Origin of the sequence: Amycolatopsis sp. WAC 01375, from assembly GCF_003947325.1 — a bacterium.
Classification (GTDB): Bacteria; Actinomycetota; Actinomycetes; order Mycobacteriales; family Pseudonocardiaceae; genus Amycolatopsis.
Window position 1 is genome coordinate 177,880 of the sequence record NZ_QHHW01000010.1, and the last position, 14,079, is coordinate 191,958.

A 14,079-nucleotide genomic window follows, 5' to 3' on the forward strand; every position below is an offset into this window, starting at 1 on the left:
GACAATTGCGAGAGTGTCAAATATGGCTTGACGTTAGCTATTTCGGCTGTTCAGGAAGGGTGCCAGGCGACGTTTTCGGACCGTCTCGCCGATCTTGGTTGCTGCGGCGGTCACCGTCTCGTGTTCCCAGATGCGGACAACCAGCCATCCGGCTTCGGCGAACTTCCGGTCCGTGTCGAGGTCGCGCCTGCGGTTCGTCTCGATCTTGGTTCGCCAGAAGTCGGCATTGGTTTTGGGCCATGTCGCGTGTTCGGGGCAGCCATGCCAGAAACATCCGTCGACGAAGACCGCGACCCGAGTGGGGCCGAATACGATGTCCGCTTCGCGCCGCACTCCCTTGAGCGGGCGTCGGTGGATACGGAATCGCAAACCGGCCGCGTGCAGGGCGCGACGAAGCTCGACTTCGATCTGCGTGTTGCGCGACCTCTGCTTGCTCATCCGAGTGCTCGTCTCGGGGGATGTCGTGAGTCGCTTCACTCTTGCCAGTCTGGCAACTCGTCGATCGCGGACTGCGGGTGGGCGTGGTGGTGATGTCGAGGTCAAGCTGTGGGTCGCACCAGGCTAGTCGCCAAAGACGCTGGTCAGCGCCTCCCGGATCAACCCCGCCAGATCCGCCTCCCCGTCCGTCTCCGCCCACCGCACAAGCGCCACATGCGCCGCCCCAAGGCACGCCATTGCCGTGGCCCGCGCCCGGAACTCCTCCTCAGGCGAAGAACCACCGAGAGCGGCCACGATCGCATCAGCAGTCGCGTACTGGCTGTCCAGATGCCGCGCCCGCAGCGCCGGAACCGAGATCATCAGCCGCAGCCGCGCCAGCAGGAACGCCTTCTCCTGCGAAGACCCCAGGGTGGCGGTCGTCTCCAGCGCGCGCCCGATCCGCAGGGGCAAGGGGCCAGGAGGCTGCCCAAGAACGGCAGAAGCGGTCACGGGGTCGTATTCGTCGTAGAGGACCAGGTCCTCCTTCGTCGGGAAGTGCCGGTAGACCGTCATCGCCGAGACGCCGGCAGCCGCGGCGACGTCGGCGACGGTGGTCGCGTCGTAGCCGACCTCGGTGAAGAGGCGGATGGCGTGCGTCTGCACAAGAAGCCGGGTTTCGGCGCGCTGGCGGTCTCGAAGGCTCACGTGGTAGACACTACCAAAAGTGTTAGTCACTAACATCTGGGGTGCGCATGAAGACGGCATTGGTGACGGGGGCGTCGCGGGGGATCGGGGCGGCGATCGCGCGGAGGCTCGAGCAGGACGGCGTAACCGTCCTGCGGCAAGACAGTGAGCAGGCCGACTTGTCGACCATGGAAGGTGTCGACAAAGCCCTCGAAGGCATCGACAGCCTGGACATCCTGGTCAATAACGCGGCCGCCCAGCCGGCAGGGCCGATCGAGACGGACACACCCGAGAGCTTCGATCGCCTGATGGCGGTGAACGTGAAGGCGCCGTACTTCCTCATCCAGCGAGCACCGCTGAACGACGGCGGCCGCATCATCAACGTCTCGTCGGTCGCGACCAGGATGGCCAACCCGGCGCAGACCTCCTTCGCGATGACGAAGGGCGCGCTCGAGACGATGAGCCGCACCCTCGCCCATCAGCTCGGACCGCGCGGAATCACGGTCAACGTCGTGGCGCCGGGCGCCACCAGGACCGCGGACAACGGCGAGATCTTCACCCCGGAGCTCGAGGCCGCCATCAAAACCCTCACGGCGCACCGGAGGCTCGGCACCGCGGAGGACATAGCGGACGTCGTCGCCTTCCTCGCCTCCGACGACGCCCGGTGGGTGACGGGGCAGGTCCTCGACGCGAGCGGCGGGTTGTTCCTCGGGCCGCCGGGCCAAGGCGCAGAATAGGCCGGTGACGTGGTTCAGCGAAGACGAGCTCCGCAGGCAGGCCGGTGACGTCTCCTTCGCGCGCGGGGCCAAGTACCTGGAGTCGGTCGAGACGCTGGACGACGTCGCGGGCGGGGTCGCGGCGGTGGTCAGCGGCACCGACCGGTACACGGTCCGGTTGCGCAACGTCGACGGCGAGCTGGTCGGCGAGTGCTCCTGCCCGCACGCGGCGGACGGCTTCTTCTGCAAGCACTGCGTGGCCGTCGGGTTGCTGGTCCTGGAGGGGGTGGCGGACGGCGGCGCGGCCGACATCCGCGGGTACGTCGAAACCCTCGCCCACGCCGAGCTGGTCGAGTTGCTCGTCGGGCACGCGAACGAGGACCCGGCCCTGTTCCGGAAACTTTCGCTCAAGGCGGGCCGCGAGGACCTCGAGGCGTTGCGGCGGCATGTCGAGGGAACGTTGCGGTTGCGCGGTTTCGTCGGTTTCCAGGGCACGGTCGCGTACACCGAGAAGGTGCGCGAGGTGCTCGCCACCGCCAGGGAACTCATGGACGGGCCGCTGTTGTGCCGCGTCATCGAGTTGGTGGTGGAGGCGCTGGACTTCGTCGAGGACTCCTTCGGCGCGCTCGGCTCCGAGGTGGCGGGCGCGCTCGCGTTGTACGCGGAGGCCTGCGCCGATTCACCGCCGGAGCCCAAGGAACTCGCGGAGTGGTTGCTACGGCTGGATCTCGACGGGTCGGGCCGCGTCGACGTGAACATCGCGGACTTCACCGCGGGCCTCGGGTTCGAGGGGCTCGCGGTGTTCCGGGCCGGCGTCGAGGAGCGGTGGCGGCTCGACGACGGCGAGGACCCGTACCGCAGCCGCAAACTCCAGCGGCTGCGCGAGGGGTTCGCGGCGATGCGGAACTGGCGCGCCTAGAACCGCTGCCGGTTGCGGTACAGCTCCTCCAGATCCCGTAGCCCGGCCTGGTCGCCGGTGTCGGCGGCCGCGCGGAACCAGTGCTCGGCCTCTTGGAAATTCCCGTGGTCGGCGGCCAGCCTGCCGAGGTTGGTGTACGCGGGGACGCTGCCGAGTTCCGCGGCCTTCCGGTACCAGGCGGTGGCCTCGCCGGGGTCGTTCCGGTCGTTGGCCAGCACACCCAGGTTCGTCATCGCGGCGGCGTCGCCCCGTTTGGCGGCCTTGAGATACCAGCGTTCGGCGGCATCGAGTTCGCCGCGGCGGTGCAGCACCAGGCCCAGCCGGACGGCGGCTTCGGGGGCGCCGGCGGCCGCGGCCGCGTGGTAGCAGCTTTCGGCGCGCGCGAGGTCGTTCCGTTGCTGGGCTTGGTGGCCGAGCTTGCACAGCGCGGAAGCGTCGGCCTCTTCCCCCGCCTTGCGCCACCAGGGTTCCGCTTCGGCCGTCCGGCCGGTGTCGCAGAGCACGGCGCCGAGCGTGATCATCCCTTCGACGTTGCCGGCCTCGGCAGCCTCGCCCGCCCAGTACTCGGTTTCCTCGAGCTCGCCGCGACGATGCAGTGCCCGCGCCAGTTCCGCCATCGCCTCGACCCGGCCCTCGGTGGCCGCGCGCCGCCACCAGTCCTCGGCGGCGGCGACGTCACCCCGCCGCGCGCAGAGATTTCCCAGATGCGACATGGCATGCGAATCACCGGCGGTCGCGGCTTCGCGGTACCAACGTTCGGCCTTCTCCGGTACGCCGCGTTCGGCGAGGAGGTGTGCCAGGTTGCCCATCGCGACCCTGTCCCCGCCCTCGGCGGCCTTCCGGAACCACACCTCGGCCTCGTCGAGATCGCCGCGCTCCAACGCGGTGGATCCCATACGTGCCATGGCGATCACGTGTCCGCGCTCCGCGGCCTTCCGGTTCAGATAGTCGTCGACCCGGGTGTTCCACTTACGTTTTCCGTCGCCCACAAGCCCGCTCCTTCCGGCAGCGTCCCTGGGGTAGTCGCCGCGCAGGACCCGGATGTGACAACAACTACCGGGTGTCATCGTCGTGTCGCACCCGGTTTCCGCATCCGTCGCGGCGATACTTGGCGCTCCCCATCCCCCGTCGAGAGGAATCGCGCGGTGGCCACGCGTACCCGCCAGATGACCACGGCCCAGCGGCTGCTCCTGTTGATCACCCTCGCCGCCGTCGTGCTCGCGGTCTTCTGGTTCGTGAGCGGCAAGGGCGACGCGCTGCAACCCACCCCGGCGAACACGGCCAGCGCCGCTGACGCGCGCAAGCAACTGGACGAGCTCACCGTCGCGCCGCGCGGTTCGATGGACGGCTACGACCGCAAGAAGTACCCGCATTGGGACAACCAGGGCAACAACTGCAACACGCGCGAGTTCGTGCTCAAACGCGACGGCAAGGACGTCAAGGCCGGTTCCGACTGCGCCCCGACCTCCGGCAGCTGGACGAGCATCTACGACGGCGAGACCTGGACCAAGCCGACCGACGTCGACATCGACCACATGGTCCCGCTCGCGCAGAGCTGGGTCAGCGGCGCGAAGTCGTGGACGGAGGAGAAGCGGCGCCAGTTCGCGAACGACCTGACGCGGCCGCAGCTGTTCGCCGTCACCGACAACGTCAACCAGGAGAAGAGCGACAAGGCGCCGGACCAGTGGAAGCCGCCGCTCGTCTCGTTCTGGTGCACCTACGCCACCGACTGGATCACCGTGAAGCACTACTACGGCCTCACGGTCACCACCGCGGAGAAGAGCGCGCTGGGCGACATGCTCGGTCGTTGCTGATCAGCCCGGCTTCGGGTTGGCTGGGCCCATGACGACCTTCGTACTGATCCACGGCGGTGGCGGCAGCGCCTGGGACTTCCACCTCCTCGAGGCGGAACTGGCGGGCCGCGGCCACGACGTCGTCGCGGTGAACCTGCCGATCGAGGACGAGAAGGCGGGTTTCCCGGAGCACGTCGACGCGGTCGTGAACGCGGTCGGCGACCGTGAAGACCTGGTGGTGCTGGGCCATTCCTACGGCGGCTTCACCGCGCCGATCGCCGCCGGGAAGCTTTCGGCGCGGCTTCTCGTGATGCTGACCCCGATGATCCCGAAACCGGGCGAGACACCAGGGGAGTGGTGGGGCAACACGGGTTTCGAGGACGCCAAGGACCTCAGCGACGAGGAGAAGTTCTACAACGGCGTCCCCGCCGCCATCGTCGCGGACGCGGGCTCGCACGGCCGGAACCAGGTCAGCGCCGAATGGGGACAGCCGTGGCCGCTGGAAAAGTGGCCGGACGTCCCGACGAAGGTCCTCATCGCGCGCGAAGACCGCTTCTTCACGCCCGACTTCCAACGCCGGGTCGTCCAGGACAGGCTCGGGTTCGCGCCCGACGAGATCGACGGCTCCCACTCCGTGCCCTTGAGCCACCCGAAGGAACTGGCGGACCGGCTGGAGTCCTATCTCACCAGCGATCCAGCCGCATGACCTCTTCGAGCGGCTGACGCGCGGCGGGCTTGAAGGTGTCGCCGGTGTAGAACGCCGTCGGGATGAGCGCGGCCTGGTGCACGTTCTCCGGCAGGCCGAGGATCTCCGCGGCCTCCTTCTCGTACGCGAGGTGCAGGGTCGTCCACGCCGTGCCGAGCGTGACCGCCCGCGCCGCGAGCATGTAGCTCCACACCGCGGGCAGCAGGTTCCCCCACAGCGGGGCCTGGTTGCCGGCGGGCAGTTCGGCGCTGTTCGTCTCCAGGCACGGGATGACGTGCACGGGCACCTCGCCCATCTTGTCGGCCAGGTACTCGACGCTGGAGCCGACGCGCTTCTGCACCTTCGACCGTTCGGGGTCGTCCGCGAACAGTTTCCCGGCCGCGTTCGGGGAGTCCAGGTACTCGCGGCACGCCCGCTGATAGAGCTTCCCGAGTTCGGCCCGCTGCCCGGGATCGGTGATCACGAGCCAGTGCCAGCGCTGGGTGTTCGATCCGCTCGGCGCCTGCAACGCGGTCTGCAGGGCGTGTTTCACCAGTTCGAGGGGGACCGGCCGGGACAGGTCCAGTCGTTTGCGGACGGTTCGGGTGGTCGTCAGCAGCTCTTCGGGCGTCATCCGGAGATTATGTCGTTATGATCCGCTGGTGGGGAGGCCGCCGCGCGAACGAGGGATGGGCACCTTGTTGCGCCATGTCCTCGAATTGACCGAGGCGGACGTCTCCGCGTTCTTCGAAGACATCGGGCTGGGGGACTACCGTCCGCGGTTCACGCCGTTCGTTCGCGCCATCGTCACGCACGGGCCGCTGCCCATCCGCGATCTCGCCATCGAAGTCGGCGTGACGCATTCCGCGGCCAGCCAGACCATCGCGCAGATGGCGCGCCAGGACCTCGTGTCGCTCCGGCCGGGGACGGACGCCCGGCAGAGGATCGTTTCGCTGACCGAGAAGACGCGGCGCCTGATGCCGACACTCGAAGCCGAGTGGGCCGCGACCAGCGCCGCGGCCGAGCAGCTGGAAGCCGAACTGCCGTACCCGCTCAGGGAAGTGCTGGTCGCCGCCGTGGCGGCGTTGGAGCGGAAGTCGCTCCGGGAGCGCATCGCCGAAACGGACGCCGCGCTCAAGCTGGGGCGTCGGCCCGGTCCAGGTTGAACACGGCCCAGACGTACTTGCCGCCGGAGCAGAGCTCGTGTCCCCAGTCCTCGGACAACGCGTGCACCAGCTGGAGACCGCGGCTGCGCGCCGCCATCGGCGACGGTTCCTTCAGCTTCGGCCGTTTCGTTCCGGAGTCGAAGACCCGCAGGGTGAGCCTTCCCTCGGCGTACTCGACCTCGAGCCTGTCCGGCTTCTCGCCGTGCTCGAAAGCGTTCGTGACCAATTCGGACGTCGCCAAGAGGACGTCGTCGACAGCCGGGCCGTCAAGGCCGAGGCCGATCAGAGTCGCCCGCACCGCCTGCCGCGCGACGGCGGGCGCCGTCACATCCACCGGCAAGGGGAGGGAGGCCACCGGCAACGAGCCCTCCGATCGCGTCTTGGACATCGTCATGGTTCCGCACCTCCCCTCACGAGAGACTCTCAGATCCGCTGTTCGCCTCCCTGATACCCACAAGAGCCGAGGTCGAATCAGGTCCCGTCCGTGAGTTCCGTCTCGGCCAATCCTTCACGCAGTTTCTTCAGCGTGGAGGCCAGCAAACGTGACACCTGCATCTGGGACACCCCGACCCGGCGCGCGATATCCGACTGGCTCATCCCGGACCCGAACCGCAGCGCGACGATCTTGCGCTCCCGGTCGGGCAGCCGTTCCAGCATCGGCCGCAACGCCTCGCGCAGCTCCGCCTGGCTCAAGTTGGCGTCCGCCTCGCCGAAGCGGGTGTGCGCCGAGTTCTCCAGGAGGTTGTCCAGCGAGGCCCCGTACCGGCCTTGACCGGCGCGAAGGCCCTCGTAGACCTCGTCGATCGGGACGCCGAGATGGGCGGCGATCTCACTGGGCTTCGGCGCGCGGGAAAGCCGGACCGTCAGCTCCTCGCGCACGGCCGAGATGTTGGCGTTCAGCTCCTTGAGCCGCCGCGGCACCCGGACCGACCAGCTGTTGTCGCGGAAGTGATGCCGTAGTTCGCCGGAGATGGTCGGGACCGCGAACGCCAGGAAATCGCTGCCCTGGCCGGGATCGAACCGGTCGACGGCGTGGATCAGCCCGATCGTCGCGATCTGGACCAGATCCTCCATCGACTCGTCCCGGTTGCGGAACTTGCGCGCCAGATTGCGCGCGAGCTCCAGATGAGCGCGCACGAGCTCGTCTCGGAGCCCTTCACGCTCGGGCGCGTTTAGTGGCAACGCGCACATACGCTCGAACAGGGCCGGAACATCCGCGCCGTCTTGCCCGACGGGTTCCGTCACGGCCGGGCCGCCTCGCTCTCCCGGATGAGTTCCACCCTCGACAGGTAGCCGCCGTCGGCCGGGACGACACTCCGCCGCGCGGACGTCGCCAGAGCGGTGAGCAACTGCCAGGACAGCCCGGTCTCGTCATCGGGTTCCGGAGAGTCCGAAAGGACGGAGACGGTCACTTCGATCCGCCCGTCCTTCCACGAGAAAACACAGGTCAGATGGCCGTCGGTGGCGGAGGGAAGCAGCATGGAGCAGGCTTCGTCCACCGCCATTCTGAGATCTTCGACAGCGTCCAGATCGAAGTCCTGCCGCATCGCGATATCCGCGACGATCGTCCGGAGAGTCGGCACCACATGCGGTACCGCGGCCGTGCGTACCTCGATGAGTTGAGCGCCCTCCCCGCCGGGCGGGGTGTTGTCCACCACGTGTGTTCCTCTCTCGAGCAGCGCTGCCGGTCCGGTGCTGGATCACTTCCCTGGGTGTGAGCAAACCAAACCCACGTTTGACGCGCGCAGGGGGCGGGCATGTAACCGGCGACAAACGATCTCCTGGGAAGGCGGGGACCGACATGGCTGACGTGAGCCGGCTGCCGAACGTGGTGGCGGAAGAGTGGGATTGGCAGCTCCGTGGGTCGTGCCGAGGCGCCGACAGCAGCTTGTTCTTCCACACGGACAACGAGCGTGGTTCGGCCCGTGAGCGGCGCGAATCGCGGGCCAAGGCCATCTGCCAGACCTGCCCCGTGCTGGCGCAGTGCCGTAAGCACGCGCTCGCGGTGCAGGAGCCTTACGGCATCTGGGGTGGTCTCGGCGAGATCGAGCGCCGCGAGCTGTTCCTCCGTGAACGCCGCGCCGGGCGCAAGACGTTGACCGCGCATTGAGCGCGTCCCGGGCACCGGTCGGCGACGCGCGCGACGGCGATCGCGGCGCCCCGTCCGTACTGGGTTAGGGTTGGGACTGTCGTTGCGGGGACAGCCACGCCTACCCGCCGAAGAAGAGCGTGCGTCCGTGTCCGGACTGGGCGCGGCCGTCGCTTGAGACCACAGGCGCGTTCCGGCGCTGAGCGTCGGTTCTCACCTGATGAGGAGAATGTGCATGCCCGCAGCGGACCAGAACACCACGCCGCCCGGTTTCAGCATCACGCTGGACGCCGACGCGACTGAACCGCGTGTGGTGGTCACCGGTGAGCTAGACCTGCTGACGAGCCCGCAGCTTCAGGAGACCCTCGGGGCCCTGATCACGGACAAACCGTCGGGCCGGGTGGTCGCCGACCTGACCGGTGTGACCTTTTTCGATTCCTCGGCGCTGAACGTGGTGCTCCAGGCGCAGCGCCAGGCCGCCGAGAAGGCGGTCGAGCTCGAAGTGGTGCCCAGCCCGCAGGTGAGCCGCGTGATCGAGCTCACCGGCGTCGCCGAGCACCTCAGCGTGTCGGAGGAGCCCCCCGCCTGATCCCCCGCTACGGTCGTGGGCTCGTGATCCGCGACACCTGGGGGCTGCACGATGATGGGGCGGACGCATGCCCTGACCGGCTGGTGCGCGGGGCTCGCGCTCGCACCCGTGGTCGGCGCGGGCACGGTGCACCAAGCGGTCGTGTTCGCCGCGACCACGGCAGGCTTCGCCCTCCTGCCCGACCTCGACCACCCGGGCGCTCGCGCGTCGAAGCTGCTCGGATGGTTCACCGGCGCGATCTCCTGGCTGCTTCGCCGGGTCTCCGCGGCTCTCTACGCGCTGACCAAGGGACCTCGGGACGAGAAGGTCACCGGTAAGCACCGTCATCTCTCGCACACCGTGCTGTTCGCCGTCGGCCTCGGCTTCCTGACCTCCTGGGGTACCACCGAAGGCGGACCGTGGGCGGTGTTCGGCGTCGTCGTCCTCGGCCTGCTGCTCGCGGAAGGCGCGCTCGGCGACTGGCTGCTGCCGGTCAGCGGCGCCGCGGTCGCGTGGTGGGTGTGGACCGCCCCGCCGGACAAGGCCGCGCAACTCGCGGAGATCTCCGGCTGGCTCGGCATCGCCGTCGCGGCCGGGTGTTTCGTGCACTGCCTCGGCGACGCGCTGACCGAGTCCGGCTGCCCGTTCCTGTTCCCCATCCCCATCGCGGGTGAGACCTGGTACGAGATCCGGCCGCCGAAGCCGCTGCGGTTCCGCACCGGCAAGAACGTGGAGAACCGGCTGATCTTCCCGGTGTTCGCGGTCGCCGCGGTGCTGCTGATCCCGGGCGTCTGGGAGTACCTGTTCACCACGGTCCAGGGGTTGTTCACGCCGGAGGGCACGCAGACCGCGGTGCACTGAGCTGTGCCCTCGGCGGACCGCTCGCCTTCACGGCCGCTGACGTTGCGAAAGCCACTTTCGCAACGTTGAAGGTTGCGAAAGTGGCTTTCGCAACCCCTTCAGTCCCTCCTGAGGAATGCCCTCGCCGGCGGCGGCGTTGAATCGGAACGCCGGACCCGGTTGAGGAGGGGAACAGTGGACAAGCCAGTGCTGCGCGCCGACGCGCGCCGCAACCGAGCGAAGGTGCTCGCAGCCGCCGAAGAGGCTTTCGCCGTCAACGGCCTCGCCGTCCCCCTGGACGAGATCGCCCGCATCGCCGGTGTCGGCGCGGGCACGGTGTACCGGCATTTCCCCAGCAAGGAAGCGCTCTTCCAGGCCGTCGTCCTCGACCGGCTCGAACAGTTCGCGCGGGAAGCACGCGACCTGCTGACCGCCGAAGACCCCGGTGAAGCGTTCTTCGACTTCTTCAAACGCGTCGTCCAGCAGGCGTCCCGCAACCGGGCGCTGTGCGACGCCCTCGCCGAGACGACCGGGCTGGGTTTCAAAGCGAACGCGGGCGACGATTTCCGGTCGGCGACGCAGGCGCTGCTGACGCGGGCACAGGCCGCGGGCGCGGTGCGCGAGGACATCGACGGCGACGACCTGCGCGCCCTGATCGCCGGTTGCCTCGCCGCGGAACGGTATTCGCTCGAGGAACGCCACCTCGTGCGGGTCGTGATCGACGGGTTGCGCACAAGCCACTCAACTTGCACGCTGAGTAACAGAACGTAAGATCAACGCGAGAAGTCCTCGTACCTGCGCTTCGCATGGCGAGGGGGTGCCGGATGTCGAGTCAGGGTCCCACCACCGGTTCCGTCACGGTCGCGGCCATCGCGGGTCTCGCCACCGGACTGCTCGTCGCCGCCCTTTTGGTGGCAGGCCGCGAGCCACAGCCCCGCGTCCACGAAGTCGGCACGACACCCTCCCCGACGACGACCTCCCGTTCGGTCGGGCCGGTCACGGTGACCGTGCCGGGAAGCGCGCCGGAACCGCTCGTCATCACCCGCACCAGCACGCCGGCGCCGCGCACGGTGACCAGGACCGTGACGCCGCCCGAGTCACCGTCCACCTCGACGGCGCTCCCGCCCAGCACGACCGGGACGGGATACCGGAGAGACTGAGGCAACCCGGACGGTCCCTCGCGCCGTCTGTCCGGGTATGCGGCGGCTACCCGTTTTCTTGCTCCTGCTCGCGACCTCGACCGCGTGCCATTCCGGCGAGAAGGCCTGTCCGGCCATCGGCCTGTCGGAGGGGATCTCCCTCGACATCCCGCCGGAAGTGGCCGCCGATGTCACCCGGGTGTCGCTGGAGTTGTGCTGGGCCGGCGACTGTGTGACCGAGTCCGCGCCCGGCGGCGAGCACGTTTTCATCCCGACCCGGGGCCTGCCGACCGCGCCGGTCCGGACCACGGTGACCTTCGACGACGGGAAACCCCAAGTCCTCGACGTGACCCCGGTGATCACCTACCCCGCGGGCGAAGACTGCGGAGGCGGTGTGCCGGGCGCGAAACTGGTCGTGACGTCCGGCGGTGAAGTACGGCAAGGACCGTGAAGGCCGCCCCCGATGAACGGCCTCCACGGTCATCCCCTGTGGCTAGCCGACGTCGCGACGCCGCCAGCCCATGAGCCCGGCCACGAGCGCGACCACGGCGACCCCGGTCAGCCAGACCAGCGGTGTCGCGGTGAACTCCGCGGCGGGCAGCTTCGGAACGTGCGAGAACGGTGAGACGTCCACGACCGCCTGCGGCAGGTTCAGCACCGGGCCGAACAGGCTGAGCAGCAAGGCCAGCCCGGCGATCGCCCACGCCGCCGTCGAGAGCTTCGGCGCCAGGCCGAAGAGCGTCACGGCGAGGCCGATGACCACCCACACCGCCGGAAGCTGCGCCAGCGAAGCGACCACCATGTCCCCGACCGAGCCGGAGACACCGCCCGCGCGCATGCCGTTCGACAGTCCCAAGAGGACACCGCTGACCACCATCATCAGCGCCGTGCCGCCGAACGCGAACACGAGATGGCTCCCCAGCACCCGCAGCCTGCCCACGCCGGTCGCGAGCAGCGGCTCGACCCGGATCGCGGTCTCCTCGGCGCGGATCCGCAACGCCGCCTGCACCCCGTACAGCGCGACGACCATGGCGAACAGACCGGTCATCGCCGCCATGAAGGCGTCGATCAGCCCGTCCGTGCCGCCGAGACGCTGGAAGATCTCCTTCGCCTGCCGGCTTTCCCCGACGACGTCGCCGATGCCGCTCGCGACCGAGCCGAACACCGCGGCGCACACCGCGGTGCCGATCAGCCAGCCGATCAACGGGCCCCGGTGCAGCCGCCACGCCAGCGCGAACGGGCTGCGCAGCGACGCCGCCGCCGCGGCGGGGCCCGGCCGCGGCGGGATGATGCCGGTGCCGACGTCGCGCCGCGGGAGCAGCGCGTAGCCGATGGCGCCGACGACCACGGTCGCGGCCAGCGGCAGCAGGAAGACCCACCAGCGCTCGTCGGCGAACGGCCGGATCCGCTGCGCCCACCCGATCGGGGACAGCCAGGAGACCCAGGTCGCGTCCGAGGTCGAGTCGCCGACCGCGCGCAGCAAGAACGCGACCCCGACGGCGGTGGCGCCGATCCCGTTGGCCGTCCGCGAGTATTCGGCCACCTGGACGGCGACCGCGGCGACCGCCGTGAAGACCAGCCCGGTCACCGCGGTGGCGGCGCCGAGCGCGAACGAACCTTCGACGGGCAGCTTCGCGCCGATCATCAGCCCGGTCTCGACTCCTCCGATGAGGACACTCGCCCCGGCGGACACCAGCACACCCGCGGTCAGCAGGGCGTACCGGCCGACCACCGCGGAGGCCAGCAGTTCCGCGCGGCCGGTGTCCTCCTCGGCCCTGGTGTGCCGGGTGACGGTGAAGACCGCCATCAGCGCGACGACCAGCGCGAGGAAGCCGCCGAGCCGCCACGCGGTGAACCCGCCCGCGGTCGAAAGGTCGAAGGCCGGGCCGTAGATCAGCGAAAGCGACGGGTTCGCGCCCATGCTCGCGGTGAGCCCGGCCCGTTCGGCGGCCGTCGGGTACAGCGTTTCGAACGTCCCCGACGACGTCGAGGGCATGATCCCGAGCAGGACGATCCAGATCGGCAGGACGATCCGGTCCCGCCGCAGCGCCAGCCTGGTCAGGTGCCAGGTGCCGACCAGTCCGTGCGCCGGTCCGGCGACCAGTGGACGGTCCAGCGTCGCGGTCATTTCGCGCTCGCTTCGGTGGTGTAGTGGCGGAGGAAGAGCTCCTCCAGAGTCGGGGGCTGGCTGGTCAGGCTGCGGACGCCGACCTGGGTGAGCTGACGCAGCGCGTCGTCGAGGGAACGGGTTTCGACGTCGAAGCGGACCCGGTTGCCCTCGACCTTGAGGTCGTGGATGTTCTCCAGTTTCGTCAGCCCGTTCGGCGGGCCGGCGAGTTCGGCGGAGATCGACGTCCTGGTGAGATGCCGAAGCTCGGCCAGCGTGCCGGTCTCCACGGTGTGCCCGTTGCGGATGATGCTGACCTTGTCGCAGAGCGCCTCGACCTCGGCCAGGATGTGGCTCGACAGCAGCACCGTGCGGCCCTGCTCGCGCTCCTCCTGGATCGCGTACTGGAAGGTGGCCTCCATCAGCGGGTCGAGACCGGAGGTCGGCTCGTCGAGGATCAGCAGGTCCACGTGCGAGGCCAGCGCGGCCACGATCGCGACCTTCTGCCGGTTGCCCTTGGAGTAGGTGCGCCCCTTCTTCTTGGGGTCGAGGTCGAACCGTTCGATCAGATCCTTGCGGCGGCGCTGATCGAGCCCGCCCCGCAACCGCCCCAGCAGGTCGATCACCTCGCCGCCGGAGAGGTTGGGCCAGAGGTTCACGTCGCCGGGGACATAGGCGAGGCGCCGGTGCAGGCTCGCCGCGTCCTTCCATGGGTCGCCGCCGAGCAGGCGGACGTCGCCCGAGTCCGCGTGGAGCAGACCGAGCAGGACCCGGACGGTGGTCGACTTCCCCGCGCCGTTCGGGCCGAGGAAACCGTGCACCTCCCCAACGGGTACCCGCAGGTCAAGGCCGTCCAAAGCCTTGGTCCGGCCGAAGGATTTGTGGAGGCCGGAGATGGAGATGGCGTTTTCCATGGATCTGAAGGTACAGTGATTTCATGAAGTTGTGAAGTTAAG

At 69.1% G+C, this 14,079-nt stretch carries 20 protein-coding genes; 10 read left to right on the forward strand and 10 right to left on the reverse strand.

The genetic code is table 11. The features are described from left to right. Window positions 1-33: 33 nt before the first annotated feature. On the reverse strand, window positions 34-477 hold the full coding sequence (locus DL991_RS03100; protein ID WP_370305422.1) for a very short patch repair endonuclease: 444 nt from the start codon (window positions 475-477) through the stop codon (window positions 34-36). 84 nt (window positions 478-561) lie between these two features. Beyond that, window positions 562-1,122 (reverse strand): TetR/AcrR family transcriptional regulator, encoded by a 561-nt coding sequence (locus DL991_RS03105; protein ID WP_125780697.1) that lies wholly within the window; start codon window positions 1,120-1,122, stop codon window positions 562-564. Between the two features lie 47 nt (window positions 1,123-1,169). Here DL991_RS03105 and DL991_RS03110 point away from each other — a divergent pair, with 47 nt between their 5' ends. After that, on the forward strand, window positions 1,170-1,838 hold the full coding sequence (locus tag DL991_RS03110; RefSeq protein ID WP_125780698.1) for an SDR family oxidoreductase: 669 nt from the start codon (window positions 1,170-1,172) through the stop codon (window positions 1,836-1,838). A 4-nt stretch (window positions 1,839-1,842) separates the two neighbouring features. Beyond that, window positions 1,843-2,736 carry an SWIM zinc finger domain-containing protein gene (locus DL991_RS03115; RefSeq protein WP_125780700.1) on the forward strand — a complete coding sequence of 298 codons (894 nt, stop codon included), beginning with the start codon at window positions 1,843-1,845 and terminating at the stop codon, window positions 2,734-2,736. Here DL991_RS03115 and DL991_RS03120 read toward each other — a convergent pair. Then, on the reverse strand, window positions 2,733-3,725 hold the full coding sequence (locus DL991_RS03120) for a tetratricopeptide repeat protein (RefSeq protein WP_125780701.1): 993 nt from the start codon (window positions 3,723-3,725) through the stop codon (window positions 2,733-2,735). The two genes, DL991_RS03115 and DL991_RS03120, sit on opposite strands and share 4 nt — an antisense overlap. A 156-nt stretch (window positions 3,726-3,881) precedes the next feature. On the opposite strand from DL991_RS03120, the gene DL991_RS03125 reads away from it, so the two are divergent. Together DL991_RS03125 and DL991_RS03130 are read left to right on the forward strand one after the other, a co-directional pair. After that, window positions 3,882-4,550 carry an HNH endonuclease family protein gene (locus DL991_RS03125; protein WP_125780703.1) on the forward strand — a complete coding sequence of 223 codons (669 nt, stop codon included), beginning with the start codon at window positions 3,882-3,884 and terminating at the stop codon, window positions 4,548-4,550. Window positions 4,551-4,578: 28 nt separating this feature from the next. Next, the gene (locus DL991_RS03130; RefSeq protein ID WP_125780705.1) at window positions 4,579-5,235 is read left to right on the forward strand and encodes an alpha/beta fold hydrolase; all 657 of its coding nucleotides are present in this window, start codon (window positions 4,579-4,581) and stop codon (window positions 5,233-5,235) included. On the opposite strand, the gene DL991_RS03135 is transcribed toward DL991_RS03130, so the two are convergent. Beyond that, the gene (locus DL991_RS03135; RefSeq protein WP_125780707.1) at window positions 5,213-5,848 is read right to left on the reverse strand and encodes a nitroreductase family protein; all 636 of its coding nucleotides are present in this window, start codon (window positions 5,846-5,848) and stop codon (window positions 5,213-5,215) included. The two genes, DL991_RS03130 and DL991_RS03135, sit on opposite strands and share 23 nt — an antisense overlap. A 55-nt stretch (window positions 5,849-5,903) precedes the next feature. On the opposite strand from DL991_RS03135, the gene DL991_RS03140 reads away from it, so the two are divergent. After that, window positions 5,904-6,380 carry a MarR family transcriptional regulator gene (locus tag DL991_RS03140; RefSeq protein WP_125780795.1) on the forward strand — a complete coding sequence of 159 codons (477 nt, stop codon included), beginning with the start codon at window positions 5,904-5,906 and terminating at the stop codon, window positions 6,378-6,380. Here DL991_RS03140 and DL991_RS03145 read toward each other — a convergent pair. From DL991_RS03145 to DL991_RS03155, 3 genes are all read right to left on the reverse strand, one after another. Continuing rightward, on the reverse strand, window positions 6,349-6,774 hold the full coding sequence (locus DL991_RS03145) for an ATP-binding protein (RefSeq protein WP_125780709.1): 426 nt from the start codon (window positions 6,772-6,774) through the stop codon (window positions 6,349-6,351). The genes DL991_RS03140 and DL991_RS03145 overlap by 32 nt on opposite strands. Window positions 6,775-6,851: 77 nt before the next feature. After that, window positions 6,852-7,625 carry a SigB/SigF/SigG family RNA polymerase sigma factor gene (locus DL991_RS03150; RefSeq protein ID WP_125780711.1) on the reverse strand — a complete coding sequence of 258 codons (774 nt, stop codon included), beginning with the start codon at window positions 7,623-7,625 and terminating at the stop codon, window positions 6,852-6,854. Next, on the reverse strand, window positions 7,622-8,038 hold the full coding sequence (locus DL991_RS03155) for an anti-sigma factor (RefSeq protein WP_125780713.1): 417 nt from the start codon (window positions 8,036-8,038) through the stop codon (window positions 7,622-7,624). Before DL991_RS03155 ends, DL991_RS03150 begins: the two co-directional genes overlap by 4 nt. Before the next feature lie 143 nt (window positions 8,039-8,181). Here DL991_RS03155 and DL991_RS03160 point away from each other — a divergent pair, with 143 nt between their 5' ends. From DL991_RS03160 to DL991_RS03175, 4 genes are all read left to right on the forward strand, one after another. Next, window positions 8,182-8,490: a WhiB family transcriptional regulator gene (locus DL991_RS03160; protein WP_125780715.1), complete on the forward strand. Its 309-nt coding sequence runs from the start codon at window positions 8,182-8,184 to the stop codon at window positions 8,488-8,490. A 214-nt stretch (window positions 8,491-8,704) separates the two neighbouring features. Beyond that, a complete protein-coding gene (locus tag DL991_RS03165; RefSeq protein ID WP_125780717.1) occupies window positions 8,705-9,058 on the forward strand; it encodes an STAS domain-containing protein in 354 nt (117 codons plus the stop codon). A gap of 54 nt (window positions 9,059-9,112) precedes the next feature. Then, on the forward strand, window positions 9,113-9,898 hold the full coding sequence (locus tag DL991_RS03170) for a metal-dependent hydrolase (protein ID WP_125780797.1): 786 nt from the start codon (window positions 9,113-9,115) through the stop codon (window positions 9,896-9,898). Between the two features lie 174 nt (window positions 9,899-10,072). After that, window positions 10,073-10,648: a TetR/AcrR family transcriptional regulator gene (locus DL991_RS03175; protein ID WP_125780799.1), complete on the forward strand. Its 576-nt coding sequence runs from the start codon at window positions 10,073-10,075 to the stop codon at window positions 10,646-10,648. A gap of 61 nt (window positions 10,649-10,709) precedes the next feature. Here DL991_RS03175 and DL991_RS42545 read toward each other — a convergent pair whose 3' ends face one another. Further along, a complete protein-coding gene (locus DL991_RS42545) occupies window positions 10,710-11,042 on the reverse strand; it encodes a hypothetical protein (protein ID WP_158632583.1) in 333 nt (110 codons plus the stop codon). A gap of 32 nt (window positions 11,043-11,074) precedes the next feature. On the opposite strand from DL991_RS42545, the gene DL991_RS03185 reads away from it, so the two are divergent. Continuing rightward, a complete protein-coding gene (locus DL991_RS03185) occupies window positions 11,075-11,467 on the forward strand; it encodes a hypothetical protein (protein WP_125780721.1) in 393 nt (130 codons plus the stop codon). Between the two features lie 42 nt (window positions 11,468-11,509). Here DL991_RS03185 and DL991_RS03190 read toward each other — a convergent pair whose 3' ends face one another. Next, entirely contained in the window at window positions 11,510-13,144 is a 1,635-nt protein-coding gene (locus DL991_RS03190; protein ID WP_125780723.1) for an ABC transporter permease, read from the reverse strand. Continuing rightward, complete coding sequence (locus tag DL991_RS03195; protein ID WP_125780725.1) at window positions 13,141-14,037, reverse strand: ABC transporter ATP-binding protein; 897 nt, start codon at window positions 14,035-14,037, stop codon at window positions 13,141-13,143. Before DL991_RS03195 ends, DL991_RS03190 begins: the two co-directional genes overlap by 4 nt. Window positions 14,038-14,079 lie beyond the last annotated feature (42 nt).

Coding starts and splice junctions, on each gene's coding strand:
- DL991_RS03130 (WP_125780705.1), top strand. CDS start 4,579: ATGACGACCTTCGTACTGATCCACGGCGGTGGCGGCAGCGCCTGGGAC.
- DL991_RS03195 (WP_125780725.1), bottom strand. CDS start 14,037: ATGGAAAACGCCATCTCCATCTCCGGCCTCCACAAATCCTTCGGCCGG.
- DL991_RS03160 (WP_125780715.1), top strand. CDS start 8,182: ATGGCTGACGTGAGCCGGCTGCCGAACGTGGTGGCGGAAGAGTGGGAT.
- DL991_RS03140 (WP_125780795.1), top strand. CDS start 5,904: ATGGGCACCTTGTTGCGCCATGTCCTCGAATTGACCGAGGCGGACGTC.
- DL991_RS03185 (WP_125780721.1), top strand. CDS start 11,075: ATGCGGCGGCTACCCGTTTTCTTGCTCCTGCTCGCGACCTCGACCGCG.
- DL991_RS03190 (WP_125780723.1), bottom strand. CDS start 13,144: ATGACCGCGACGCTGGACCGTCCACTGGTCGCCGGACCGGCGCACGGA.
- DL991_RS03110 (WP_125780698.1), top strand. CDS start 1,170: ATGAAGACGGCATTGGTGACGGGGGCGTCGCGGGGGATCGGGGCGGCG.
- DL991_RS03170 (WP_125780797.1), top strand. CDS start 9,113: ATGGGGCGGACGCATGCCCTGACCGGCTGGTGCGCGGGGCTCGCGCTC.
- DL991_RS03145 (WP_125780709.1), bottom strand. CDS start 6,774: ATGACGATGTCCAAGACGCGATCGGAGGGCTCGTTGCCGGTGGCCTCC.
- DL991_RS03165 (WP_125780717.1), top strand. CDS start 8,705: ATGCCCGCAGCGGACCAGAACACCACGCCGCCCGGTTTCAGCATCACG.
- DL991_RS03135 (WP_125780707.1), bottom strand. CDS start 5,848: ATGACGCCCGAAGAGCTGCTGACGACCACCCGAACCGTCCGCAAACGA.